The following is a 25,028-nucleotide window of genomic DNA, read 5'->3' as shown; positions in this document are numbered from 1 at the left end:
TGGAGAAACACCGGAGGCGGGCACCGGATTCCTCCGGTGCCCGCCTCGGCGGTCTTCGTCGGCCTGCTCAGACCGTGATCAGGGCGTGCAGCGGGGCACCGCGCAGGGCGGGCTCCAGCCGCTCCCGGCCGCTGAGGAAGCTGAGCTCCATCAGGACCGCGACACCGGCGACCTCGGCGCCGGCCCGGCGGATCAGCTCCAGCGAGGCTTCGGCGGTGCCGCCGGTGGCCAGCACGTCGTCGATGACCATCACACGGTCGCCCACGCTGAGGTCCTCGGCGTGCACCTCGATCTCCGCGGTGCCGTACTCCAGCTCGTACGCCTGCTTGAGGGTCGCTCCGGGGAGCTTGCCCGCCTTGCGCACGGGGATGAAGCCGATCCCGGCGCGGACCGAGACGGGGGCCGCCAGGATGAAGCCGCGCGCCTCCAGGCCGACGATCTTCGTCGCGCCGTGCTCGACGCACAGCGCGGCGAGCGCGTCGGTCAGGGCCGTGAACGCCTCCGGGTCCGCGAGCAGCGGGGTGATGTCCTTGAACATCACGCCCGGCTTCGGATAGTCCGGCACATCCCGGATGCGGCTGAGCAGCAGCCCCGCGGTCGCGGTGGAGACGCTGGTCATCGGCGCTTCCCCCGGTTGTTGCGGTTCGGCTGGCGGCGCTGGCCGACGACCGCGGCGGCCGGCGTCGCGTCGTCGTCCTCGGCGTCCTCCGCGTCCTCGTACGGCACCTCGTCCTGCGGCTCCGCGCTCTCGCCCTTGGCGGCGGCCGCCGCGCGCTTGGCGAGCACCCGCTTCTTGAGGGCCTTCATCTCCGGCATGGCCTCCTTCAGGTCGGCGACCAGCGGAGTGGCGATGAAGATCGAGGAGTACGCACCGGCCGCGAGGCCGACGAAGAGCGACAGCGAGATGTCGTTCAGCATGCCGGCGCCGAGCACGCCGCCACCGATGAACAGCAGGCCCGCCACCGGGAGCAGCGCCACGACCGTGGTGTTGATGGAGCGGACCAGGGTGCCGTTGAGGCTCTTGTTCGCCATCTCGCTGTAGGTGACCCGGGTCTGCTTGGTGATCCCCTTCTGGCCCTCCTTGAGCCCGTCGAAGACGACGACGGTGTCGTAGAGGGAGTAACCGAGGATCGTGAGCAGACCGATCACGGTTCCCGGGGTGACCTCGAAGCCGACCAGTGCGTACACACCGACCGTGATCGTGAGGTCGTGGATCAGCGCGATCAGGGCCGCGACCGCCATGCGCCACTCGAAGGCGATCGCCAGGTAGATCACCACCAGGACCATGAAGATGATCAAGCCGGTCCAGGCCTTGTTGGCGATCGTCTGACCCCAACTGGGGCCCACCAGGTCGGCGTTGATGTCGTTCGCCTGGACCTTGAGGTCCTTGGCGAGCTCCGTCTTGATCTGGTCGGACTTGCCGGTGTCGACCCCGCCGATGGTGATGCGGAGCCCGCCGTTGCCGAGCTTCTGGGCGATCGCGTCGTGGCCGGACGCGGCCTTGGCGGCCGTCTCCGCCTGCGAGGCCGAGACGGAGGTCTTCGGGGTGGTGAAGACCGCGCCGCCCTCGAACTCGATGCCCATCGTCAGACCCCGTACCGCCAGGCCGACGATGGCCGTGATGGTGATCAGGATCGAGATGCCGTACCAGATCTTCCGCTTGCCGACGAAGTCGTAACCGACCTCACCGCGGTACAGCTTGGCGCCGAGAGTGCCGAGCTTCGACATCTCACGCCTCCTTCGGGTCGACGGGGGCGGAGGTGGAGGTACGGCGGGCACGGCGCAGCGGGGGCTTGGCGCCGAGCCGCCTCGGGTCCAGGCCGGACCACGGGTGGCCGCTCGCGAAGAACTTCCTGCGGGCGAGGAGCGTCATCACCGGCTTGGTGAAGAGGAACACCACGACCACGTCGAGCAGGGTGGTCAGGCCGAGCGTGAACGCGAAGCCCTGGACCTTGCCGACGGTCACGACGAACAGCACCGCGGCGGCGAGGAACGACACGAAGTCGGAGACCAGGATGGTGCGCCGGGCACGCGGCCAGGCCCGCTCGACGGCGGGGCGCAGCGTGCGGCCCTCGCGGATCTCGTCACGGATGCGCTCGAAGTACACGATGAACGAGTCCGCGGTGATGCCGATGGCGACGATCGCGCCGCAGACCGCGGGCAGGTTCAGCGCGAAGCCGATGCCCGGTCCGAGCAGCGACATGATCGTGTACGTCAGGATCGCCGAGACGACGAGGCTGAGGATGGCGATCAGCGCGAGGCCGCGGTAGTAGGCCACCAGGTAGATGATGACCAGCGCGAGACCGATGGCACCGGCGATCAGACCGGCGTGCAGCTGGTCGGCGCCGAGGGCCGCGGTCACGGTGGTGACGCTCTGCTCCTGGAAGGAGAGCGGCAGCGCACCGTAGGAGAGCACGTTGGCCAGGTCCTGGGCGGACTGCTGGTTGAAGCTGCCGGAGATCTCGGCGCTGCCGCTGAGCGTGGAGCTCACCGTGGGGGCCGAGACGACCTGGTTGTCCAGGGCGATCGCGAAGCGGTTGTTCGGGTACTGCTGCTGCGACAGCTTGCCGGTGATCGACGCGAACTTCTTCGAGCCGCCGCCGGTGAAGTCCATCTGAACGATCCACTGACCGTTCTGGTTGATCACGGCCTGCGCCTTGGCGACGTCGGTGCCGTCGACCTCGGCCGGGCCGAGGATGTACTTCTCGCTGCCGTCCTGGCTGCACGAAACGGTCGGGTCGGTGGGCTTGGCGCCCCCGCCGGCCTGGGAGCGGGCTTCCTTGGTGGAGCAGTCGAGCGCCGCGAACTGCGCCTGGAGCTTGGCCGCGGCGGCCGCGTCACCGGAGGAGGCGGACGGGTTCGGCGAGGGGCTGGTCGACTTGCTCGCGCTCGGCGTGGGCGCGCCCGGGGCCTTCAGCGCGTCGGAGACCGCGCGGCCCTGGGGACTGCCGCTCGCGCTCGGCTTCGACGAGGGCGTGCCCTTGCCGGAGCTGGAGGCGCTCGGGGTGCCCGACGGGGTCGGCTTGCCGCTCGCCGAGGAGCTCGGGGAGGCGCTCGGTGCGGGCGCCGCGCTCTGCTGGGCGGTCAGGACGGGCCGGAAGTACAGCTTGGCGGTCTGGCCGACCTGTGAGCGGGCCTGCTCGGAGTTGGTTCCCTTGGGGATGTTGACAATGATGTTGTCGCTGCCCTGGGTCTGAACCTCGGCCTCGCTGACACCAAGGCCGTTGACACGCCGCTCCATGATGGAGACCGCGGTGTCCATGTTGGCCTTGTTGATCGCCGACTCCTGGCCGGGCTCGGCCTTGGCCTTGAGCGTGATGCTCGTACCGCCCGCGAGGTCGATGCCCAGCCTCGGGGTGGTGTTGTGGGAAAGGAACATCCCACCGGTGAGCGCGACCATGGCGATGAGGATGAAGGCCAGGGCGCGGCCCGGCTTGCTCTGACCCCCCGCCGCCGGCCTTCGGCCCTTGTTCGGTGCTGCCACCTTGTCGTTTCTCCCTGTCCAACCGCCCTGCGCCGGGTGTGCGCGTGGGCGGCCACGAAGTGTTGTGGGGACGTCCCCCGTGGAAGTCGGCCCGCTGAGGGGACCGCCCGCGCCGGTCGGGCGACGTGCGGTCCCGGTGCGTGACTACTTCGCTTCGGCCCCGCCGTCGGCCTTGCCGTCCTTGCCGTCCTTGGGCTCGGCGGCGTCCTCCGCCTCGTCCTTCTTGCCCAGGTCGATCTTGGCTTCCTTGTTGTCCTCGGCCTCGGCGGCCTCGGTCAGCGAAGAGGCGTCGTCCGGAACCACCGGGAGCTCCTCTTCGGTGTCGCCGTGCACGATGCGGTTGTACTCCGCGTCGTCCAGGACCGCGCCGATGGCGTTCTTGGCGAAGACGGCGTGGACGCCGGGGGCCACCTCCAGAAGCACGGTCTCGTCGCCGACTTCCTTGACGGTGGCGTACATGCCCCCGATCGTGCGGACACCGGTGCCGGTCTGCATCTCATTGCGCATGGCCGCGGCCGCTTGCTGCTTCTTCTTCGCGGAGCGGGTCATCAGGAACATGGCCCCGATGAGCACGATGAAGGGGAGGAGGGTCACGAGACTCACGGGGGGAACTTCCTTCGCACGACCGCGGTGGATCGCGGCCTGATCTTCGGGGGTGGGTACGCCGACCTGGAAGGGCGGCATCGGCGGAGTCTAAGCGAGTCCGCACAGCTGGAACAACGCCCAGCATCCCACCGGGGTTCCTCGGCATGCGACCCTCCGCGCCGTCACGCCCCGAAGAGCCCCTGTTGTCCGCTTCCTGCGGGGCCGCCGCCCTGCTGCGGCGGTACGAGGCCGAGGTGGGCCCAGGCGGCGGGCGTGGCCACCCGGCCGCGCGGGGTGCGGGCGAGCAGGCCCTCCCGGACCAGGAAGGGCTCGGCCACTTCCTCCACCGTCTCGCGCTCCTCCCCGACGGCGACCGCCAGGGTGGACAGGCCGACCGGGCCGCCGCCGAACAGCTTCAGGAGGGCCTGGAGCACGGCCCGGTCCAGGCGGTCCAGGCCCCGGGCGTCGACCTCGTACACCCCGAGTGCGGCCGACGCGATCTCGGGGGTGATGACGCCGTCGGCCTTGACCTGGGCGTAGTCGCGGACCCGGCGCAGCAGGCGGTTGGCGATGCGGGGGGTGCCGCGGGAGCGGCCCGCGATCTCGGCGGCCCCGGCGGAGTCGATCTCCACGTCGAGCAGGCGGGCCGAGCGGTGGATGACCCGCTCCAGCTCGGCGGGCTCGTAGAACTCCATGTGGCCGGTGAAGCCGAAGCGGTCGCGCAGCGGGGGCGGCAGCAGACCGGCCCGGGTGGTGGCGCCGACCAGCGTGAACGGCGGCAGTTCGAGGGGGATGGCGGTGGCGCCGGGGCCCTTGCCGACGATGACGTCGACCCGGAAGTCCTCCATCGCCATGTAGAGCATCTCCTCGGCGGGCCGCGACATCCGGTGGATCTCGTCGAGGAAGAGGACCTCGCCCTCCTGGAGGGAGGAGAGGATCGCGGCGAGGTCGCCGGCGTGCTGGATGGCGGGGCCGCTGGTGATGCGGATCGGGGCGCCCATCTCGGCCGCGATGATCATCGAAAGGGTGGTCTTGCCGAGGCCCGGGGCGCCGGAGAGCAGGACGTGGTCGGCGGTGGCGCCGCGGGCGCGGGCGGCGCGCAGCACCAGGTCGAGCTGCTCGCGGACCTTCTCCTGGCCCACGAACTCGTCCAGGTCCTTCGGACGGAGCGCGGCCTCGACGGCGGTGTCCTCGCCGTCCGCGTCGGCACCGACCAGGCGGTCGCCGGGGCCGCCGGCCGTCGCGGACAGATCCGCCGTGTCGGAGCCGTCTTCCCAGTTCATGCAGTGTGCCTCGGATCGTGGTTGCGATGGGTGGTACGAGAAGGGCTCAGCGGGCGCGGTTGAGGGTCTGCAGCGCGGCCTTCAGGAGGGCGCCGATGTTGGGCCGGTCCGCGGCCTCGGCCTGCGGCGCGACGGCGGCGACCGCCTCGTCGGCCTCCCGTGTGGCGTATCCGAGCCCGATGAGGGCGGCGTGCAACTGGTCGCGCCAGCCCTGGGTGACCGGGGTGCCGACCGCCGCCGGGGCGTTGCCGACCGGGGCGCCGAGCCGGTCCTTCAGCTCGATGAGGAGCTTCTGGGCGCCCTTCTTGCCGATGCCGGGCACGGCGGTGAGCGCCTTCTCGTCACCGGCGGCGAAGGCGCGGCGCAGCGCGTCCGGGGTGTGGACGGACAGCACCGCCTGGGCGAGGCGCGGCCCGACCCCGTTGGCGGTCTGGAGCAGCTCGAAGACCTGGCGCTCGTCGTCGTCGGCGAAGCCGTACAGGGTGAGCGAGTCCTCCCGTACGACCAGGGACGTGGCGAGTTTCGCGTGCTGGCCGATGCGCAGTCCGGCCAGGGTGTTCGGCGTGCACTGGACGGCCATGCCGATGCCGCCGACCTCGACCACCGCGGTGTCGGGAGCGAGGGCGGCGACCGGGCCGCTGACGAAGGCGATCATCGGGTGACCTTCCGTACGGAGTGCTGGGCGTGGGCCTGTTGGAGTCTGTTGAGGGCCGGGGCGCGCCAGATGTGGCAGATGGCGAGGGCGAGCGCGTCGGCCGCGTCGGCCGGTTTGGGCGGGGCGTCGAGCCGGAGCAGGCGGGTGACCATGGCGCCGACCTGGGCCTTGTCGGCGCGGCCGCTGCCGGTGACGGCGGCCTTGACCTCGCTTGGGGTGTGCAGCGCGACGGGGATGCCGCGCCGGGACGCACACAGCATGGCGACCGCGCTGGCCTGGGCGGTGCCCATCACCGTGCGCACGTTGTGCTGGCTGAACACCCGCTCCACGGCGACGAATTCGGGCCGGTGCTCGTCGAGCCACCGCTCGATGCCCTGCTCGATGGCGACGAGGCGGTGGCCCAACTCGGCGTCCGCCGGGGTCCGTACGACGCCGACGCCGAGCATCGTCAGGGGCCGGCCCGCGACGCCTTCGACCACGCCGACACCGCACCGGGTAAGCCCCGGGTCCACGCCGAGTACGCGCACCCCGCCCCTCCTTCGCTAGTCCGTTCGTGCAGGGTATCGGTGGCCTCTGACATTCGGACAAAGCGACGGGCCGACGGGTGTGTCCCGTCGGCCCGTGCTGTACAGCTCTGGCAACTCCCGCGAACGGACTGGGTGTCCGTCAGGCGTCGACCTTCTCCATGACCTCGTCGGAGACGTCGAAGTTGGCGAAGACGTTCTGCACGTCGTCGCTGTCCTCCAGCGCGTCGATCAGCTTGAAGATCTTCCGCGCGCCCTCTTCGTCCAGCTCGACCTGCATGGTCGGGACGAAGTTGGCCTCGGCCGAGTCGTAGTCGATGCCGGCCTGCTGGAGCGCCGTGCGGACCGCGACCATGTCGGTGGCCTCGGAGATGATCTCGAAGGAGTCACCGAGGTCGTTGACCTCCTCGGCGCCCGCCTCCAGGACCGTCTCCAGGACGTCGTCCTCGGAGAGCTCGCCCTTGGGCAGGACGACAACGCCCTTGCGGTTGAACAGGTACGAGACGGATCCCGGGTCGGCCATGGAGCCGCCGTTGCGGGTCATCGCGACACGTACGTCGGAGGCGGCACGGTTGCGGTTGTCGGTGAGGCACTCGATGAGCACCGCGACACCGTTCGGGCCGTATCCCTCGTACATGATCGTCTCGTAGTCGGCACCGCCCGCCTCAAGACCGGCACCGCGCTTGAGCGCGGAGTCGATGTTCTTGTTGGGCACCGACTGCTTCTTCGCCTTCTGCACGGCGTCGAAGAGGGTCGGGTTGCCGTCGATGTCGGCGCCGCCGGTGCGGGCCGCGACCTCGATGTTCTTGATCAGCTTCGCGAAGAGCTTGCCGCGCTTGGCATCGATCACGGCCTTCTTGTGCTTCGTCGTAGCCCATTTAGAGTGGCCGGACATCTGCCTTCTCCTTCGCGTAACCCATTCTGCGTCGTTCGGCAGAGATCCTACCGGGACCCGGTCACCGTCCGGCGCGCACCATGTCCACGAACAGCGCGTGCATGCGGTGGTCGCCCGTGAGCTCGGGGTGGAACGAGGTCGCCAGCGCGTTCCCCTGGCGTACGGCGACGATGTGGCCGCCGTGCTCGGCGAGCACTTCGGCCTGGGCGCCGACCGACTCGACCCAGGGCGCGCGGATGAAGACGCCTTCCACGGGGCCGACGCCCGAAACCTCCACGGTCGCCTCGAACGACTCGTTCTGGCGGCCGAAGGCGTTGCGGCGGACGATCATCTCGATGCCGCCGATGGTCTCCTGGCCCGAGCGCGGGTCGAGGATCTTGTCGGCGAGCATGATCAGCCCGGCGCAGGTGCCGTACACGGGCATGCCCGCGCGGACCCGCTCGCGCAGCGGTTCCAGCATGCCGAACAGCGCGGCCAGCTTGGAGATGGTGGTGGACTCGCCGCCGGGTATGACGAGGCCGTCCACCTCGGCGAGCTCCTCGGGCCGCCTGACCGGCCTGGCCACGGCGTCCGCCGCGGCCAGGGCGATGAGGTGCTCCCGTACGTCGCCCTGGAGGGCCAGGACACCGATCACTGGGTTGTCCATGAGTGACTACCAGCCGCGGTTGGCGTAGCGCTCGGCCTCGGGCAGGGTGTCGCAGTTGATGCCGACCATGGCCTCGCCCAGGTTGCGGGAGGCGTCCGCGATGATCTTCGGGTCGTCGAAGAAGGTGGTGGCCTTCACGATGGCGGCGGCGCGCTTGGCCGGGTCGCCCGACTTGAAGATGCCGGAGCCGACGAAGACGCCCTCGGCGCCGAGCTGGCGCATCAGCGCGGCGTCGGCGGGGGTGGCCACGCCACCGGCGGAGAACAGCACGACCGGGAGCTTGCCGAGCTCGGCGACCTCCTTGACCAGCTCGTACGGGGCGCGCAGGTCCTTGGCGGCGGCGTACAGCTCGTTGTTGTCGAAGCCGCGCAGCCGGGCGATCTCGTTCTTGATCTGGCGCAGGTGGCGGACGGCCTCGACCACGTTGCCGGTGCCGGCCTCGCCCTTGGAGCGGATCATGGCCGCGCCCTCGGCGATGCGGCGCAGGGCCTCGCCCAGGTTGGTGGCGCCGCAGACGAACGGCGTGGTGAAGGCGAACTTGTCGCTGTGGTTGACCTCGTCGGCCGGGGTCAGGACCTCGGACTCGTCGATGTAGTCGACGCCGAGCGACTGCAGGACCTGGGCCTCGACGAAGTGGCCGATGCGGGACTTGGCCATCACCGGGATGGAGACCGCGCCGATGATCTCCTCGATCATGTTCGGGTCGGACATCCGGGCCACGCCGCCGTCCTTGCGGATGTCGGCCGGAACCCGCTCCAGGGCCATGACGGCGACGGCGCCCGCGTCCTCGGCGATCTTCGCCTGCTCGGCGTTGACCACGTCCATGATCACGCCGCCCTTGAGCTGCTCGGCCATGCCGCGCTTGACGCGGGCGGTGCCGATCGCGGGGCTGTCGGACTGGGTGGAGCTGGAAGGCGTGCTGGACACGGAGCGACCTCACTGGGTGAAGAAGGGATTCTGCTGCCATGAGAGAACCCCGGTGCACCAGTCCACATCAAGGGCCAATGCGCAGCCGGTGGATCGTTCTGCGCCAGTGGAGACGGTCCGGAGGCCGAAGTCAGCTGCCCGGACGGTCGGCCAGCGCCGTCGGCGGCTCGTCGTCCATCTCGAACGCGAGCGGGAAGGGGGCGTGACCGGCCAGCCGGAACCAGCGCACCGTGCGGTGCCTGCGCAGCGCCCTGGCGGCCCGTACCGCGTCGTTGTGGAAGCGCCGCGCCATCGGCACCCGGCGCACCGACTGCGCCAGTTCCTCGGCGGCCGCCACGCCGCCCGGCGCCTCCCGTACGGCGTCGACCTGCGCGGGTTCCCCGAAGACCGCCCGCAGCGCCTGGCTGAGCTCGCTCTCGGCGACCTCCCGGTGCTCCTCCTCCGCCTGCCGTGCCGCGTGCGCGGCCTCGTAGAGCACGATGGACGCGGCGGGGTCGAGCACCCCGCTGGTGGCCAGTTCCTGGGTGACCGAGGCGCGGCGCAGCAGCTGTGCGTCCAGGGCGGCGCGGGCCGCGTCGATCCGGGCGTGCAGCCGGTCGAGCCGGCCGGCGGTCCAGCTGAGATAGAGGCCGATCGCGACGAGGGCGACGGCGATCCAGATGAGGGTTACGGTCACGGGCCGCAAGGCTACCGGGAGGCGGGGGCGTCACTGCCCGACGGCGGCGGAGCACCGGGCCGGGCGGTCCGCGGGGCTCCGCCGCTCACACTCCCGCGAGGCGCCTCGGCCGCGGCCCCGGCCATGATCGGCCGGACACCCCCCCGGGGCGCCTCAGTCGCGGGCGAGGCCGAACCTCGCCCGGAATCCGGTGCGTTCGTCCGTCGCCACCGAGGCCGCGCCGTCCGTCACCGTTTCGTACACCGCGAGGATGTCCGCGCCGACCGTCCCCCAGTCGAAGCGCCGCACATGGGCCGAGCCGCGTTCGCTCAGCCCGGCGCGGCGCTCGGGGTCGGCCAGCAGGCGTACCGCGGCCAGAGCCAGGGCGTCGGCGTCCTCGTTGGCGAAGAGGTCGCCCGCCGCGCCCTGGTCCAGGACCTGCGCGAAGGCGTCCAGGTCGCTGGCGAGGACCGGGGCGCCCGCCGACAGCGCCTCGACCAGGATGATGCCGAAGCTCTCGCCACCGGTGTTGGGGGCGACGTACACGTCCACGCTGCGCAGCAGCCGCGCCTTGTCCTCGTCGCTGACCATGCCCAGGAACTCGACCCGGGAGCGCATCTCGGGCGGCAGGGAGGCGACCGCCTCCTCCTCGTCGCCGCGCCCCGCGACGAGGAGCCGGGTCCCGGGGCGCTCCGCGAGGATCTTGGGGAGCGCCTTCATCAGGACCGGCAGGCCCTTGCGCGGCTCGTCGATGCGGCCGATGAAGCCGAGCGTCTCCCCCTGCCACTCCTCCTTCGGCTCGGCCTTCGCGAAGAAGTCGACGTCGACGCCGTTGGGGATCACGACCGCGTCGCCGCCCAAGTGCTCGACCAGGGTGCGCCGCGCGTACTCGCTCACCGCGATCCGCGCGCTGATCTTCTCCAGGGCGGGCTGCAGGATCGGGTACGCCGCGATCATCGCGCGGGAGCGGGGGTTGGAGGTGTGGAAGGTCGCGACGATGGGGCCCTGCGCCGCCCAGCACGTCAGCAGCCCGAGCGAGGGCGAGGCCGGCTCGTGGATGTGGATGACGTCGAAGGTGCCGTCGTGCAGCCAGCGGCGTACCCGCGCGGCCGACAGGAAGCCGAAGTTGAGCCGCGCCACCGAGCCGTTGTACGGGACCGGGACGGCCCGGCCCGCCGAGACGACGTAGGGCGGCAGCGGCGTCTCGTCGTCGGCGGGGGCGAGCACCGACACCTCGTGGCCGAGCCGGATCAGATGCTCGGCCAGGTCCCTGATGTGGAACTGCACTCCGCCCGGTACGTCCCAGGAGTACGGGCAGACGATGCCGATCTTCACGGTCTGCGCTCCTCCAGGTCGGCCAGCCACAGCCGTTGCAGCATGTGCCAGTCCTCGGGATGGTCGGCGATTCCGGTGGCGAAGGCATCGGCCAGCGCCTGCGCCATCACGGAGGTCTTCTCGGCCCGGTCGCCCTTCTCGGGCACATCGATGGGCGGGTGCACCCGGCCCTTCATGATCGGCGAGTCGTCGTACCAGAGGGTCACCGGCAGGAGCAGCGCGCCGGTCTGCTGGGCGAGCAGGGCCGGTCCGGCGGGCATCCGGGTCTGCTCGCCGAAGAACTTGACCTCGACGCCGGATGCCGACAGGTCGCGGTCGGCGACCAGGCAGACCAGGCCGCCCGCGCGCAGCCGCCGCGCCAGGGTGGCGAAGGCGGAGCCGCCGGTGTGCGGCAGGACCTCCATGCCGAGGCCCTCGCGGTAGGCGACGAAGCGGTCGTACAGCGTCTCGGGCTTGAGGCGCTCGGCGACCGTGGTGAACGGGGTCTCCAGCTTCGTGGTGACCCAGGCGCCCGCGAGGTCGTAGTTGCCCATGTGGGGCAGCGCGAGGACGACTCCTCGTCCGGAGGCGAGGGCGTCGATCAGGTGGTGGACGTCCTGCGGCACGAAGCCGTTCGCCATCCGCTCCTTGCTCCACGCGGGCAGCCGGAACGACTCCATCCAGTACCGCATGTACGAACGCATCCCGGCCTGCGACAGCTCGGCGAGGCGCTGCGGCGAGGCGTCGGGCACGACCCTGGCCAGGTTGGACTCCAGGCGCAGCACGCTCTTGCCGCGCCGCTTCCACACCGTGTCCGCGATGCGCCGGCCAAGTCCGTTCGCGACCGGTTCCGGCAGCTTCTTGACGGTGGCCCAGCCGAGTCCGTACAGCGCGTCGGTCAGCCTGTCCTTCATGCGCCCACCTCACCGGCCGCCTCGGCCGCGGCCGCGTCGGCCTCCGCCGATTCCCGGCGGACCGTCACCACCCGCTGCACCAGCGTGATGAGGCTGCCGACGGCGACGATCCACAGCGCGACGGGGAGCAGCACCTGGATGCCCGGCACGCCGAACTTGTGGAGTCCGGCCAGGCCCGCGGCGACGAGCGAGATCACGAGGCGCTCGGCGCGCTCGACGAGGCCGTTGACCGCGACGGGCAGCCCGATCGCCTCGCCGCGCGCCTTGGTGTACGAGACCACCTGGCCGCTGGCCAGGCAGAAGATGGCCACGGCGCACAGGGCGTTGTCGTCGCCCGTCCCCGCGTACCAGAGGGCGAAACCGCCGAAGATCGCGCCGTCGGCGACCCGGTCGAGCGTCGAGTCGAGGAAGGCGCCCCAGCGGCTGGAGATCCCGGCCTGGCGGGCCATGTTGCCGTCGACCAGGTCGGAGAAGACGAACAAGGTGATGACGACGGTGCCCCAGAAGAACTCGCCACGGGGGAAGAAGACCAGCGCACCCGCCATCACTCCGGCCGTACCGATGAGGGTCACCGCGTCGGGGCTGACTCCGCGGCGGAGCAGAAATGCGGCGAACGGCGTGAGGACACGCGTGAAGAATGCACGCGCGTACTTGTTCAGCATGGCCTTCCCGAGGGGTCGGTGTGGCCGCGCGGCCCCTGCTGGCCACCGGCCGACCCATCGTAGCCACGACTGGGGGAACGCACCGCCGGGCACCCGCTGGGTGACCGGCGGGCCACTGTCCGCGTGCGGTCCCGTACGACGTATGGACGCACAGTGACCGGAGTGGAAAGCTCGAATTACCGCGGGCGTCGCTGATGCCGCCTCGGCACGCGGGGTCCGCGTGTCCGCGCCCTCTCACCACCTCACCGCGCACGAAATCGGGAGGAACGGACATGGGCGACAAGGCGAACGCACACCCCGGGGCCGCCGGCAGGGCTACGGCGGCCGACCACCCCTCATCCGTACGGAATGTGGTGCTGGTCGGCCACAGCGGATCCGGGAAGACCACCCTGGTGGAAGCGCTCGCGCTGGCGGCGGGGGCCGTCAACCGCGCGGGCCGGGTCGAGGACGGCGGGACCGTCTCCGACCACGACGAGATCGAGCACCGGCAGCAGCGCTCCGTACAGCTGTCGCTGGTCCCGGTCGAATGGGGTGGTTTCAAGATCAATATCTTGGACACCCCCGGATACGCCGACTTCGTCGGGGAACTCAGGGCCGGTCTGCGAGCGGCGGACGCGGCCCTTTTCGTCGTCTCGGCCGCGGACGGGGTGGACGGTTCGACCCGGATGGTCTGGGACGAGTGCGCGGCCGTCGGGATGCCGCGGGCGATCGTGGTCACGCATCTGGAGGCGGCCCGCGCCGACTTCGACGCGATGACCCGGATCTGCGCCGAGGAGTTCGGCGGCGACGACCCCGACGCCGTGCTGCCGCTGTACCTGCCGGTGCACGGCGCGGCGGGCCCGGACGGGCACGCGCCGGTGACCGGTCTGATCGGACTGCTCTCGCAGCGGGTCTTCGACTACGCCTCCGGGGAGCGCAAGGAGACCGAACCCGACGCGGGGCAGCTCCCGCTGATCGAGGAGGCCCGCAACCGGCTCATCGAGGGGATCATCGCGGAGAGCGAGGACGAGACCCTCATGGACCGCTACCTCGGCGGCGAGGACATCGATTTCAAGTCATTGGTGACGGACCTGGAGCGGGCGGTGGCGCGCGGCACCTTCCACCCGGTCCTGGCCGCGGCGCCGGCCGCCGACGGCGCCAAGCAGGGCCTCGGCACGATCGAACTGCTCGAACTCGTCACCGGCGGCTTCCCGACCCCGCTGGAACGGTCCGCGCCCGAGGTCACGACCCCGCAGGGCAAGGCCCGTCCGGCGCCGGCCTGCGCCGTCGAGGGCCCGCTGGTCGCCGAGGTGATCAAGACCTCCTCCGACCCGTACGTGGGCCGGGTCAGCCTGGTGCGGGTCTTCTCCGGCACCCTGCGCCCCGACGAGACGGTGCACGTCTCCGGCCACGGCCTGGAGGACCGCGGCCACCAGGACCACGACGTCGACGAGCGCATCGGCGCCCTGTCCTCCCCGTTCGGCAAGCAGCAGCGCCCGCTGGACAAGTGCGTCGCGGGCGACATCGCCTGTGTGGCGAAGCTGTCCAGGGCCGAGACCGGGGACACGCTCTCCGCCAAGGACGACCCGCTCCTGATGGCGCCCTGGGACATGCCCGACCCGCTGCTGCCGCTCGCCATCGAGGCGCACAGCAAGGCCGACGAGGACAAGCTGTCGCAGGGGCTCTCGCGGCTGGTCGCCGAGGACCCGACGATGCGGCTCGAACAGAACCCGCACACCCACCAGTTGGTGCTGTGGTGCCTGGGCGAGGCGCACAAGGAGGTCGCCCTGGAGCGGCTGCGCAGCAGGTACGGCGTCCAGGTCGACGCCGTACCGCACAAGGTGTCGCTGCGGGAGACGTTCGGCGCACGGTCCGCGGGGCGCGGCCGGCACGTCAAGCAGTCCGGCGGGCACGGCCAGTTCGCGATCTGCGAGATCGAGGTGGATCCGCTGCCGCCGGGCAGCGGCATCGAGTTCGTGGACAAGGTGGTCGGCGGCTCGGTCCCGCGGCAGTTCATCCCGTCCGTCGAGAAGGGGGTACGGGCCCAGGCCGCGCGGGGTGTCGCGGCCGGGTATCCGCTGGTGGACGTGCGCATCACGCTCCTGGACGGCAAGGCGCACTCGGTGGACTCCTCCGACGCGGCGTTCCAGACCGCGGGCTCGCTCGCCCTGCGCGAGGCGGCCGCCGAGGCCCGCATCCACCTCCTCGAACCGGTCGCCGAGGTCCAGGTCCTGGTCGCCGACGACTACGTGGGCCCGGTGATGAGCGACCTGTCCGGACGCCGGGGCCGGGTGGTCGGCACCGAACAGGCGAGCCCGGGGCGCACGCTGGTGCGCGCCGAGGTCCCGGAGATCGAGATCGGCCGGTACGCGGTGGACCTGCGGTCGCTGTCGCACGGCACCGGCCGGTTCAGCCGGAAGTACGCGCGGCACGAGCCGATGCCTCCCCAGCTCGCCGACAAAATTCGTGAACAGGCAGAAGAAGGACGGTAACTGACAGTTACTCAGAAAGCCGCCCGCCTCAATCACCTTGCGGTGGGCGGCATTCCGATGTCCCCTGACGGGCGGGCCGCCTGCCCGATACGCTGTGGTCCCAGCTCAGCAGGTGTGCCGGGGGCGATGGCCGGGTACCGGCCGCAGAGTGACGAAGTGCGGCGATGGGGGCGGCAGTGACAGCAGAAGAACCGTTCTTCGACTTCCTTCCCAGGCCGCAGGTGCCGCTCCAGGGCTCCGCCGGCCAGACGGCCGCGACCCAGGCGCTCGCTTCGGCCGCGTACCGGGACAGCCCGGTCGAGGACATACTCAAGGCCAACAACGAGTGGCACGAGTCCGAGGTGAAGAAGGGCAAGCTGTCGCTCTTCGAGCCCAACCTCGGTGAGGCGTTCTCCCGCGCCGTGCAGTCCCGGATGCTGGGCGCCACCCGCAAGGGCATCATCCAGTCCTTCGGCACCGAGCCGCAGACCGTGGTCGAGCACTGCCTCGCCTCGATCCGGATCCGCAAGGAACGCGACACCCGGCTCACGCTGGTGATGGTGGTGTTCGGGCTGCTGTTCCTGCCCGGTCTGCTGATCTGGCTGGGCACCTTCCAGCTGCGCCGCACGCTCGCGGGCGCCAAGGACCGGCGGGTCGGCGCGCTCGGCACCGTCCTGCTCGCGGCCGCCGGGATCGCCGCCGTGGTCTTCCTGATCAAGCTGCCCTTCAACGGCTTCCTCGCCCTCTATCTGCGCGCGATGCTCGTGGCCCCGGTCATCGGCTGGTACGCGGCCAAGCGCATCTGCGAGAAGACCGCACTGGATCTGCGGTCCCGCTGGGACAACCTGCTCGGCGGTGGCGGCATCGGCGCGAAGATCCCCGAGGCGGTCCCCAAGAGTTCGGCGGCGGGCTCGGCGGAACAGCTGCGCCAGTCGCTGGTCAAGCTGGCCGCCGAGGACCAGAGCAACATGGTCTTCTACGCGGGGCCCAAGGGAATACTGGGCATGGGCACCCGCTGGGGCAGCTGGCAGCTCGCCGAGGAGCTGGTGCCGAAGGAAGCCGGCAAGGAGATCCACGGCTTCCGCAGCTGGGACGTCATAAGGGCGGTCCAGGACCGCCTGCTCACGCTGGAGCGGGGCCCGCTGCACACCGGCGGCTTCCCCACCCCGTCCATCAAGAACTGGGTGGTGTCGCCGATCGGCGAGGGCGCCAAGGAGGTGTCCCGGCCCAGCGGCCAGGACATCGACAACTTCCAGGTGCGCCAGCACGAGATACAGCGGATCTGCAACGAGCAGCAGTTCTCCAGCGGCAACCGCCACTACCTGGGCGTCCAATTCACGCTCTGGGACGGCCAGTTGGTGATCACCATGATGGTCACCGTCACCGTGCTGCACGAGACGCTGCGGATCGAGGTGACCGGGCACGCGCTGGGCCCGGTGCACGCGCTGTTCACCACCAAGCCCGCGCCCAAGACCAAGGAGGTCGACAAGACCTTCAAGTTCTGGGAGAAGAAGACGATCCCGCTGCCCCTGGTCGACGCCACCGAAGTGGTGCGGCTCGCCGCCCGCGCCCCGCTGACCTGGTACCCGCCGCTGCTCGACTACTTGGGCGGCCGGATAGCGCTGCCCGAGCCGTTCGGGCTGCGGCACGCCTGGGCCGACCAGCCCTGGCGCCACCGCTTCATGGCCGACGACGCGATGCGCGCCGCCACCCCCGTGCTGCGGACGGTGCACGCCGCGGCCATGAAGGTGCTCGACGACCACGGCGTGAACACCGATCGCTTCACCAACCGCTCGCTCATCCTCAGCGGCATGGTCCAGGACGCGGCGCCGAGGAAGGCGGACTGGTACGACGCGTGAGGGCTAGTCCTCGGGCCAGGCGTCGGCCAGCATCTTGCGGGTGTCCGCGAGGAGTTGGGGCAGCACCTTGGTGTGGCCGACGACCGGCATGAAGTTGGTGTCGCCGCCCCAGCGCGGCACGAGGTGCTGGTGCAGATGGGCGGCGATCCCGGCACCGGCCACCGTGCCCTGGTTCATCCCGATGTTGAACCCGTGCGCCCCGGATGCGGTGCGCAGCGCGGTCATCGCCCGCTTGGTGAGCTCGGCGAGCTCGACCGTCTCGGCCGCGTCGAGCTCGGTGTAGTCGGCGACGTGGCGGTAGGGCACGACCATGAGGTGCCCGCCGTTGTACGGGTAGAGGTTGAGCACCGCGTACACGTGCTCACCGCGCTTGATGATCAGCCCGTCCTCGTCCGACTTCGCCGGGATCGAGCAGAACGGACACCCGTCGCCGGACCCCGGCCCCGTCGGCTTGTTCTCGCCCTGGATGTACGCCATCCGGTGGGGCGTCCACAGGCGCTGGAACGCGTCCTGCGTCCCCACTCCGATCTGCTGCTCCGGCTCACTCGTCATGGTGTGCAGCATATGACTTCGGGCGGCCGGGGCGTCGTCCGGGCTGCCCGGGGCCGCACGCACGGCGGCCCCAGGGAAGCGGGGCTTCCCGGGGGCCGCGTGCTCGTACGGCAGGACGTCAGATCTGCGTCCGCTCCACGACGATCTTCTCGATCTTCGCGATGGCCTCGGCGACCGGGATGCCGTTCTCCTGGGAGCCGTCGCGGTAGCGGAAGGAGACCGCGCCGGCGGCCATGTCCTCGTCACCGGCGATGACCATGAACGGCACCTTCTGCTTCTGCGCGTTCCTGATCTTCTTCTGCATCCGGTCGGAGGAGGCGTCCACCTCGACCCGCAGCCCCTTGGCCTTGGCCTGCTTGGCGAAGTCCTGGAGGTAGGGGATGTGGCCGTCGCCGATCGGGATGCCGACCGCCTGCACCGGGGCCAGCCACGCCGGGAAGGCACCCGCGTAGTGCTCCAGGAGCACCGCGAAGAACCGCTCGATGGAGCCGAACAGGGCGCGGTGGATCATCACCGGGCGCTGCTTGGTGCCGTCGGGGCCGGTGTACTCCAGGTTGAAGCGCTCCGGCAGGTTGAAGTCGAGCTGCACGGTCGACATCTGCCAGGTGCGGCCGATGGCGTCCTTGCACTGCACGGAGATCTTCGGGCCGTAGAAGGCGGCGCCGCCCGGGTCCGGGACCAGCGGCAGGCCCTGCTTCTCGGCGACCTGGCGCAGCGTCTCGGTGGCCTCCTCCCAGATCTCGTCGGAGCCGACGAACTTCTCCGGGTCCTTGGTGGAGAGCTCCAGGTAGAAGTCGGTGAGGCCGTAGTCGCGCAGCAGACCGAGCACGAAGGTGAGGGTGCGGTCGAGCTCGGCCGCCATCTGCTCCTTGGTGCAGTAGATGTGCGCGTCGTCCTGGGTGAAGCCGCGGGCCCGGGTCAGGCCGTGCACGACGCCCGACTTCTCGTACCGGTACACGGTGCCGAACTCGAAGAGGCGCAGCGGCAGTTCACGGTAGGAACGCCCGCGCGCATCGAAGATCAGGTTGTGCATCGGGCAGTTCATGGGCTTGAGGTAGTAGTCCACGCCCTCGTCGAGCTGCATGGGCGGGTACATGCCGTCGGCGTACCAGTCCAGGTGGCCCGAGGTCTCGAAGAGCTTCCCCTTGGTGGCGTGCGGGGTGTAGACGAACTCGTACCCCTCCTCCTCGTGCCGGCGGCGCGAGTAGTCCTCCATGACCCGGCGGATGATGCCGCCCTTGGGGTGGAAGACTGCGAGGCCGGAGCCGATCTGCTCCGGGATGGAGAACAGGTCGAGCTCGTTGCCCAGCTTGCGGTGGTCGCGCTTCTCGGCCTCGGCGAGGAACTCCAGGTGCGCCTTCAGCTCGTCCTTGGAGGGCCAGGCGGTGCCGTAGATGCGCTGGAGCATCGGGTTCTTCTCGCTGCCGCGCCAGTAGGCGGCGGCGTTGCGCATCAGCTTGAACGCCGGGATGTTGCGGGTGGTGGGCAGGTGGGGACCGCGGCAGAGGTCCTTCCAGCACAGGTCACCGGTCTTGGCGTCGAGGTTGTCGTAGATGGTCAGCTCGCCGCCGCCCACCTCGACGTTCGCACCGTCGTCGGTCGACGCGGCGCCCTTGATGCCGATGAGCTCCAGCTTGTAGGGCTCGTTCGCCAGTTCCTCGCGGGCGGCCTCGTCGGTGACGACGCGGCGCGCGAAGCGCTGGCCGCGCTTCTGGATCTCCTGCATCTTCTTCTCGATGGCCTTGAGATCCTCGGGCGTGAACGGCTTCTCGACGTCGAAGTCGTAGTAGAAGCCGTCCCGCACCGGCGGGCCGATGCCCAGCTTGGCCTCGGGGAACAGCTCCTGCACGGCCTGGGCCATGACGTGCGCGGTGGAGTGGCGCAGGATGTTGAGGCCGTCCTCGGAGGAGATCTCGACGGGCTCGACCTCCTCGCCGTCCTTCACCTCGTACGCCAGGTCCTTGAGCTCGCCGGCCACGCGGGCCGCGACGATGGTGCGCTCACCGGCGAAGAGCTCGGCGGCCGTAGTGCCCGTCGTCACCACGCGCTCTTCCCGCTCGGAATCGCGTTGGATGATCACACGGACGTCTGACACCGGACTTCTCCTGCCGTAGGGGGGCGCGCAGCGTGTCGCGTACGCGAGACGATCCTACCGAGCCGGTGGGGTACGCCGCGAAACGGTTATGGGGTGCCCGGTGGATCGGAGGCGGCCCGGACCCCGATCCGCCGCGCCTCCCGGACGGGCCGTTCAGTCGGCTTCGGAGTCCGGCTCCGCTCCGCAGGCCTCCTCGAAGAAGTCCAGGTTCTCCTGGAGCGACTTCATCAGGCGGTCCCGCTCGGCGTCGTCCACCTGCACCGGGGTCACGCCCCGCGCCCCCGAGAGCCGGCGGAACCCGCCCCGGCTCTCCAGCCGCCCCACCACCCGGATCGGCAGCCCCACCAGATGCGCGTGCCCGGCGATCCGGTACGCCTCCTCGTCGAGCTCCATCCGGACGTGCGGGACCTCCGCCCCGGCCAGCACCCGCAGCCGTACGACGCCCGGTCCGCGCGGCCCCGAGCGCCTCAGCCGCACCACGGCCCCGGTGATCCGCACCGGCACGGACGGCTCGTCCCGCAGATAGCGGGCGCCCGCCGCGCGCAGCGCGGGCAGGTCCCCGGGCGAGAAGTCGACGGGTTCGGGCCGGGGCGCACAGCCCGTCGGCACCCCGGCCGCGGGTGCCCAGTCGAGGGCGATCCGCACGCCTTCGGTGCCGTGCACCAGGGCGACCACCGCCTCGGTCAGCTCCCGGCTGACCCCGGCCCGCACGGCCGCGTCGAAGGCCTCCATGCCGGCCGTGGCGCGCTGGTAGTCGACCGCGTCCCGGACCGCGTTGAGCGCCTCGTACAGCCGCACCATCGCGGGCCGTCCGGACTCCACCGGTACGAACGCGGTGAGCCGGCCGTCGGGCCCCGGGCCGACCAGGACCTCCGCGAGGGGGGCAAGGGCCTGCCTTCTGTGGCGCGCCCCGTAGTACCCGGCGGGCCCGCGCACCGCCAGCGCGCCCGCGAGCAGCATCCGGTGCGCGGCGCCGCGCAGTTGCTCCTGCTCGTTCCAGGAGGCCGTGCCGAGCGGCCCCTGGGGCACCTCGCGCCACCAGCGCACCTCGTCGCTGGGCACCGCGAGCGAGACGAGGACTTCGCGGGCGGAGGGCGCGGCACTGCGGGCGAGCGCGGTCAGCGCCTCGCCGAGCAGGTCCTCGCTGTCCGGGTAGGCCCGGTTCTCCGGGACCAGCAGACTCGTACCGGAACCGATTGCTCCGGGCGGTGTCCAGCGGGCGTACCGCCCCGCCGCTCCCCCGCGCCGCCGCCAGCCGTGCCGGTGCAGCAGCGCCCCCAGGACGGCCGGATCGACCTGGCCGGCAACCGGCGGGACCGCTCCAGCCTCTTCCTCGGACCAGCGCATCAGGGCCTCCCTCCCACCCCGACCCGCGTCATGATCTCGCAGAGCGCGCGGTCGTCGAAGATCCGCGAGGTCGGTATTCGCACCGTGGTCCTGCGCCGGCCGGTCACCGGTTGTCCGGCCAGATTGGTCCAGTAGCAGCAGTGCCGCAGCGACAGGCGGTCGTGGCCCGCGCGCAGCCACTCGTCCCGGCTCCTCGGCGCCAGCATCACGACCAGGATCTTGTGCACCGACACGGGCGTGCGGGCCAGCTTCACCAGATGGTCGTTGTCCAGCGTGAACGAGAAGGCCCCGCCCGGCGGATGCGGCGGAATCTGGTACGTGCACTTGAGCTGCACCTTGATCGTCACTTCGTCGTCGACCGTGTGGCCGGGAGCACTGTGACTCACGTGCCAGTCGATCCCGTTGTCCGGAAAGGGCTGCGAGAGCGAACACCCCGCTGCCGCCGCCACCGCGTGCAGATAGCCCACCTGAAGGGTCTCCATGCAGGCGGTGGTGGCGAGTGAGCCGCGCAGCGGTGCGATCCGCTCGGGCAGCAGACCGTGTCCGGGCGCGGCCGGATCGGGCTGCGCGAGCGACATGGCTGTCGTAGGCCTTCCGGACTGTGCCGAACCTTCCTCGTGACGGACCGTCAACCGCCGAGCCCGCCACCTGTGTTGTCTCCGTACTCCGGGCCCCGCAAACGGCGTACGCCGCAAACAGCACGGGTATCACCGAATCGGGCAGGGGAAGCACGCCATCTGCCAGGAGTGCGCGAGGAGTTGAGTAGACATGACGTGCTGGTACGAGGGTCCCCTGGCGGCATTCGACACCGAGACCACCGGGGTCGACGTCGAGGAGGACCGGATAGTTTCGGCCGCGCTGGTAGTCCAGGACGGTCCGGGTGCGCGGCCGCGGGCGACGCGCTGGCTGGTCAATCCCGGGGTTCCGGTCCCGGCGGGCGCCACCGCCGTGCACGGACTGACCGATGAGCACCTCCAGCTGAACGGGCGCTGGCCGTCCCCCGTGATGGAGGAGATCGCGAAGGGGCTTGCCGAGCAGTGCGCGGCGCGCCGGCCGCTGGTCATCATGAACGCACCGTTCGATCTGACGCTCCTGGACCGGGAGTTGAGGCGCCACCGCGCCGCCTGCCTGGACCACTACCTCGACGGGGATCCGCTGCGCGTGCTTGACCCCCGGGTCCTCGACAAGCACCTCGACCGCTACCGCAAGGGCCGCCGCACCCTCACCGACCTCTGCGCCCACTACGGCGTGACGCTGGAGGGCGCGCACGACGCGGCCGCCGACGCGCTGGCCGCCCTGGAGGTCGTACGGGCCGTGGGGCGCAGGTTCGCGGCCCGTCTGGAACGGCTGTCGCCGACCGAGTTGCACACCTTGCAGGCCACCTGGCACGCGGCCCAGGCGCGCGGCCTGCAGGCCTGGTTCGCCCGGCAGGGCACCCCGGAACTGGTCGACACGGCCTGGCCGCTGCGTCCCGAACTCCCGGCGGCGGCTTGAGGATCGGCAGCAAAAAGGCCGGTCCGTCAGTGACGGACCGGCCTTTCCCGGTGGGCGATACTGGGTTCGAACCAGTGACCTCTTCGGTGTGAACGAAGCGCTCTCCCACTGAGCTAATCGCCCGGGAACGGACTGAACAATACAGGCCCCCACGCCCAGCTTTCAAACCGCGTCCAACCGGCGCCGAAGGCCGCGCCGCCCGGACCTCATCATCAGGGCGTGATTGGCGCGGAACAGCGGGCGGCCCGGCACCGCCAGCCGCCGCATCAGCGGCTTGCGCACCTCGACCTCCTGCTCGTAGACGGCCCGCGTACCGCCGCCGTGCGCGACCAGCGTCCAGCGCGCCCAGCCCTCCAGGTCGCCGCTCAGCACGACCTCCAGGACCAGCGCCGCCGGATCGCGGCGGCCCTCGCGCGCGGTGACGTACAGGTCGTACGGGATGAGCGAGCGGAGCCGGGCGGTGGCGGTGCGGTCGTCCACGGGGGTCACCTCGCGGACCTCGGGCCACCAGCGCGGGTACTCCTCGGCGCGCTCCAGGACCGCGTACACGGCGGCGGGTGCGGCGGGCAGTTCCCAGACGCTGCGGAAGCGGTAGCGGCACCAGTCCATGCCCCCAGTCTGCACGGGAACGCCGAAGGCCCCGGAGATCGAGACGATCTCCGGGGCCTTCGGTCCGGGTGGGCGATACTGGGTTCGAACCAGTGACCTCTTCGGTGTGAACGAAGCGCTCTCCCACTGAGCTAATCGCCCGGACGCACCGCAAACATTACCCCATGTCAGCGGGGCCTTTGACCACGCGCGGGCCACTCGGTGATCTTCCTCGGCGCCGCGATGGCGAGCGCCTGCCCGCAGACAATTGGACGAGCACCGCGTCGGCCACCCGTCACTCCCCGTATCCATGCCGCCCGATCTGCCGGACCCGCGTCCGAAAACGGGTTCACCGAAATGGACCTATCACGCAAAGTAATAGTCGGCCGTACGAGCTACGTGAAGGTCCACAAAACGGTCAGAGGGGTTTACAACGGCACCGTAGGTGGCATGTCGATTTCGCCGACGTGCGAATCCCCGAGCGCACACTGAGCGAAAGGCCCTGGCGCTTATGAACACCACGGTCAGCTGCGAGCTGCACCTGCGCCTCGTTGTGTCGAGCGAGTCCTCACTGCCTGTACCCGCGGGCCTGCGGTATGACACGGCCGATCCCTATGCCGTGCACGCCACCTTCCACACCGGAGCCGAGGAGACCGTCGAGTGGGTATTCGCCCGCGACCTCCTCGCCGAGGGCCTGCACCGGCCCACCGGAACCGGCGACGTCAGAGTCTGGCCGTCACGCAGTCACGGCCAGGGCGTCGTCTGTATCGCCCTGAGCTCGCCGGAAGGAGAAGCCCTGCTGGAAGCCCCGGCGCGGGCCCTGGAGTCGTTCCTGAAGCGGACCGACGCCGCGGTGCCGCCCGGCACCGAGCACCGTCACTTCGATCTCGACACGGAACTCTCGCACATCCTGGCCGAGAACAACTGAGGCCACGGAGAGAGCCGCACGGCGCCGTCCGACTCGGGGCGACGGCGCCGCGCGGACAACCACATAACGGCAGCCACCGGCGCCGTCCCCCACGAAAGCCGTCGTGGGGGACGGCGCCGGTGCGCCGACGGCACGAGCCGCTAGAGTCGGCCAGCATCGACGGGCGCCCCGCCCGCCGCAGGCCAGGGAGCCAATCGTGCTGATCCCTCACGACACCCGGATCGCCCTCGACATGGTGGTCGATCTGGTGAACACCGCACCGGAGAGCGAGGAGACGGACCGCCTCGCGGACCTGGACGCGCTGTACGGCTTCGTCCAGGACCACAGCGTGAGCGGTGTGGAGCAGCTCTCCAGCCGCGACCTCCTAGGCGTCCAGGGAGTCAGGAGCAGGTTCGCGGAGATCTTCGCGGCGCCCGACGCCCACAGCGCGGCCGAGCTCGTCAACCAGCTGGTCGCCGCCGCGGGCACCACCCCGCAGCTGACCGACCACGACGGCTACGACTGGCATGTGCACTACTTCGCGCCCGGCGCCTCGGTGGCCGACCACCTGGCCGCGGACGGCGGCATGGCACTCGCCTTCATCGTCGTCACGGGCGAGCAGGAACGTCTCCGCAGGTGCGAGGCGCCGGACTGCGGACGGGCCTTCGTGGACCTCTCCCGCAACCGCTCCCGGCGCTACTGCGACAGCCGCACCTGCGGCAACCGCCTGCACGTCGCCGCGTACCGGGCCCGCCGCAAGGAAGCCGCGGGCTGATCCCGGCCGCAGCCCGGACACCGGGTCCCGGAGTGGTCAGAGCAGGAAGAGATCGTGCACGGCCGCCATGAGCAGCAGACAGCCGATCACCCCCAGGAAGATCATCAGGGGCGGCTGGGAGAGCGCGAAGAGACAGCCCCGCGCCGGAGGGTCGGGCGCGCTCGGCTTGTCGGTCGGTGCAGGGTTGGAGCCCCGGGAAGTGTCCAGCATCTCGGGGCGATGATGACCCACCCCCACCGCATGGATATACCAACACGCCCATAACGAGCGGCATTTCGCTCGATCTTGTTCGCGCGCGCGAAACCGGCCGCGGGGGGGGGCCCCCCCCCCCCCCCCCCCCCCCCCCGGGCCCCCCCCCCCCCCCCCCCCCCCCCCCCACGAGCCCGGGCGGTTTAGGTGAGGCGCCGCGGCGCAGCC

Annotated in this window: 25 protein-coding genes and 2 tRNA genes; 5 read left to right on the top strand and 22 right to left on the bottom strand. The window is 70.8% G+C overall.

Features of this window, described 5'->3' with window-relative positions; translation table 11 throughout:
* Positions 1-67 precede the first annotated feature (67 nt).
* From ACIQ8J_RS10635 to pgsA, 14 genes are all read right to left on the bottom strand, one after another.
* Entirely contained in the window at positions 68-619 is a 552-nt protein-coding gene (locus tag ACIQ8J_RS10635) for an adenine phosphoribosyltransferase (RefSeq protein ID WP_403266227.1), read from the bottom strand.
* Positions 616-1,728 carry a protein translocase subunit SecF gene (gene secF / locus ACIQ8J_RS10630; RefSeq protein ID WP_403266224.1) on the bottom strand — a complete coding sequence of 371 codons (1,113 nt, stop codon included), beginning with the start codon at positions 1,726-1,728 and terminating at the stop codon, positions 616-618. The genes ACIQ8J_RS10635 and secF overlap by 4 nt, the downstream gene beginning before the upstream one ends.
* A gap of 1 nt (position 1,729) precedes the next feature.
* The gene (gene secD / locus ACIQ8J_RS10625) at positions 1,730-3,484 is read right to left on the bottom strand and encodes a protein translocase subunit SecD (protein ID WP_403266221.1); all 1,755 of its coding nucleotides are present in this window, start codon (positions 3,482-3,484) and stop codon (positions 1,730-1,732) included.
* Between the two features lie 144 nt (positions 3,485-3,628).
* On the bottom strand, positions 3,629-4,087 hold the full coding sequence (yajC, locus tag ACIQ8J_RS10620; RefSeq protein WP_403266218.1) for a preprotein translocase subunit YajC: 459 nt from the start codon (positions 4,085-4,087) through the stop codon (positions 3,629-3,631).
* 164 nt (positions 4,088-4,251) lie between these two features.
* A complete protein-coding gene (gene ruvB, locus ACIQ8J_RS10615; protein WP_403266215.1) occupies positions 4,252-5,352 on the bottom strand; it encodes a Holliday junction branch migration DNA helicase RuvB in 1,101 nt (366 codons plus the stop codon).
* A 46-nt stretch (positions 5,353-5,398) separates the two neighbouring features.
* The gene (ruvA, locus tag ACIQ8J_RS10610; protein ID WP_403266212.1) at positions 5,399-6,007 is read right to left on the bottom strand and encodes a Holliday junction branch migration protein RuvA; all 609 of its coding nucleotides are present in this window, start codon (positions 6,005-6,007) and stop codon (positions 5,399-5,401) included.
* Positions 6,004-6,534, bottom strand: coding sequence for a crossover junction endodeoxyribonuclease RuvC (ruvC, locus tag ACIQ8J_RS10605; protein ID WP_403266209.1), 531 nt, complete (start codon positions 6,532-6,534; stop codon positions 6,004-6,006). The genes ruvA and ruvC overlap by 4 nt, the downstream gene beginning before the upstream one ends.
* A 139-nt stretch (positions 6,535-6,673) precedes the next feature.
* Complete coding sequence (locus ACIQ8J_RS10600; protein WP_329466205.1) at positions 6,674-7,426, bottom strand: YebC/PmpR family DNA-binding transcriptional regulator; 753 nt, start codon at positions 7,424-7,426, stop codon at positions 6,674-6,676.
* A 61-nt stretch (positions 7,427-7,487) separates the two neighbouring features.
* Entirely contained in the window at positions 7,488-8,072 is a 585-nt protein-coding gene (gene pdxT / locus ACIQ8J_RS10595; RefSeq protein WP_403266205.1) for a pyridoxal 5'-phosphate synthase glutaminase subunit PdxT, read from the bottom strand.
* A gap of 6 nt (positions 8,073-8,078) precedes the next feature.
* Entirely contained in the window at positions 8,079-8,999 is a 921-nt protein-coding gene (gene pdxS, locus ACIQ8J_RS10590) for a pyridoxal 5'-phosphate synthase lyase subunit PdxS (protein ID WP_403266202.1), read from the bottom strand.
* A 130-nt stretch (positions 9,000-9,129) separates the two neighbouring features.
* Positions 9,130-9,675, bottom strand: coding sequence for a hypothetical protein (locus ACIQ8J_RS10585; protein WP_403266200.1), 546 nt, complete (start codon positions 9,673-9,675; stop codon positions 9,130-9,132).
* Between the two features lie 153 nt (positions 9,676-9,828).
* Positions 9,829-10,989: a glycosyltransferase family 4 protein gene (locus ACIQ8J_RS10580; RefSeq protein WP_403266197.1), complete on the bottom strand. Its 1,161-nt coding sequence runs from the start codon at positions 10,987-10,989 to the stop codon at positions 9,829-9,831.
* A complete protein-coding gene (locus tag ACIQ8J_RS10575) occupies positions 10,986-11,882 on the bottom strand; it encodes a phosphatidylinositol mannoside acyltransferase (RefSeq protein ID WP_403266194.1) in 897 nt (298 codons plus the stop codon). Before ACIQ8J_RS10575 ends, ACIQ8J_RS10580 begins: the two co-directional genes overlap by 4 nt.
* Positions 11,879-12,544 (bottom strand): phosphatidylinositol phosphate synthase, encoded by a 666-nt coding sequence (pgsA, locus tag ACIQ8J_RS10570; protein WP_403266192.1) that lies wholly within the window; start codon positions 12,542-12,544, stop codon positions 11,879-11,881. The genes ACIQ8J_RS10575 and pgsA overlap by 4 nt, the downstream gene beginning before the upstream one ends.
* A 272-nt stretch (positions 12,545-12,816) precedes the next feature.
* On the opposite strand from pgsA, the gene ACIQ8J_RS10565 reads away from it, so the two are divergent.
* Both ACIQ8J_RS10565 and ACIQ8J_RS10560 read left to right on the top strand, forming a co-directional pair.
* Positions 12,817-15,015: an elongation factor G-like protein EF-G2 gene (locus tag ACIQ8J_RS10565; protein ID WP_403266190.1), complete on the top strand. Its 2,199-nt coding sequence runs from the start codon at positions 12,817-12,819 to the stop codon at positions 15,013-15,015.
* A 164-nt stretch (positions 15,016-15,179) separates the two neighbouring features.
* Positions 15,180-16,853, top strand: coding sequence for a hypothetical protein (locus tag ACIQ8J_RS10560; protein WP_403266187.1), 1,674 nt, complete (start codon positions 15,180-15,182; stop codon positions 16,851-16,853).
* 3 nt (positions 16,854-16,856) lie between these two features.
* Here ACIQ8J_RS10560 and ACIQ8J_RS10555 read toward each other — a convergent pair whose 3' ends face one another.
* The 4 genes from ACIQ8J_RS10555 to ACIQ8J_RS10540 form a co-directional block, all read right to left on the bottom strand.
* Complete coding sequence (locus ACIQ8J_RS10555; RefSeq protein ID WP_403266615.1) at positions 16,857-17,417, bottom strand: HIT family protein; 561 nt, start codon at positions 17,415-17,417, stop codon at positions 16,857-16,859.
* 106 nt (positions 17,418-17,523) lie between these two features.
* Positions 17,524-19,500 (bottom strand): threonine--tRNA ligase, encoded by a 1,977-nt coding sequence (thrS, locus tag ACIQ8J_RS10550; RefSeq protein WP_403266184.1) that lies wholly within the window; start codon positions 19,498-19,500, stop codon positions 17,524-17,526.
* Positions 19,501-19,653: 153 nt separating this feature from the next.
* Positions 19,654-20,847 (bottom strand): hypothetical protein, encoded by a 1,194-nt coding sequence (locus ACIQ8J_RS10545; RefSeq protein ID WP_403266182.1) that lies wholly within the window; start codon positions 20,845-20,847, stop codon positions 19,654-19,656.
* The gene (locus ACIQ8J_RS10540; RefSeq protein ID WP_403266178.1) at positions 20,847-21,425 is read right to left on the bottom strand and encodes a DUF4365 domain-containing protein; all 579 of its coding nucleotides are present in this window, start codon (positions 21,423-21,425) and stop codon (positions 20,847-20,849) included. The genes ACIQ8J_RS10545 and ACIQ8J_RS10540 overlap by 1 nt, the downstream gene beginning before the upstream one ends.
* 190 nt (positions 21,426-21,615) lie before the next feature.
* Here ACIQ8J_RS10540 and ACIQ8J_RS10535 point away from each other — a divergent pair, with 190 nt between their 5' ends.
* Positions 21,616-22,341: a 3'-5' exonuclease gene (locus ACIQ8J_RS10535; RefSeq protein ID WP_403266175.1), complete on the top strand. Its 726-nt coding sequence runs from the start codon at positions 21,616-21,618 to the stop codon at positions 22,339-22,341.
* 51 nt (positions 22,342-22,392) lie between these two features.
* Here ACIQ8J_RS10535 and ACIQ8J_RS10530 read toward each other — a convergent pair.
* The 3 genes from ACIQ8J_RS10530 to ACIQ8J_RS10520 form a co-directional block, all read right to left on the bottom strand.
* Positions 22,393-22,464, bottom strand: a tRNA-Val gene (locus ACIQ8J_RS10530).
* A 39-nt stretch (positions 22,465-22,503) separates the two neighbouring features.
* Positions 22,504-22,950, bottom strand: a complete 447-nt coding sequence (locus tag ACIQ8J_RS10525) for an SRPBCC family protein (protein WP_403266172.1) — start codon at positions 22,948-22,950, stop codon at positions 22,504-22,506.
* 69 nt (positions 22,951-23,019) lie between these two features.
* Positions 23,020-23,091, bottom strand: a tRNA-Val gene (locus ACIQ8J_RS10520).
* A 349-nt stretch (positions 23,092-23,440) separates the two neighbouring features.
* Here ACIQ8J_RS10520 and ACIQ8J_RS10515 point away from each other — a divergent pair.
* Entirely contained in the window at positions 23,441-23,857 is a 417-nt protein-coding gene (locus ACIQ8J_RS10515) for an SsgA family sporulation/cell division regulator (RefSeq protein WP_053723613.1), read from the top strand.
* Between the two features lie 196 nt (positions 23,858-24,053).
* The gene (locus ACIQ8J_RS10510) at positions 24,054-24,611 is read left to right on the top strand and encodes a CGNR zinc finger domain-containing protein (protein ID WP_403266169.1); all 558 of its coding nucleotides are present in this window, start codon (positions 24,054-24,056) and stop codon (positions 24,609-24,611) included.
* Positions 24,612-24,647: 36 nt separating this feature from the next.
* Here the strand turns inward: ACIQ8J_RS10510 and ACIQ8J_RS10505 are convergent, their stop codons facing one another.
* On the bottom strand, positions 24,648-24,821 hold the full coding sequence (locus ACIQ8J_RS10505; RefSeq protein ID WP_403266166.1) for a hypothetical protein: 174 nt from the start codon (positions 24,819-24,821) through the stop codon (positions 24,648-24,650).
* Positions 24,822-25,028: the final 207 nt, after the last annotated feature.

Source organism: Streptomyces sp. NPDC094147, assembly GCF_044764265.1.
GTDB lineage: Bacteria > Actinomycetota > Actinomycetes > Streptomycetales > Streptomycetaceae > Streptomyces.
This window is presented reverse-complemented; position numbering and strand designations above follow the sequence as displayed.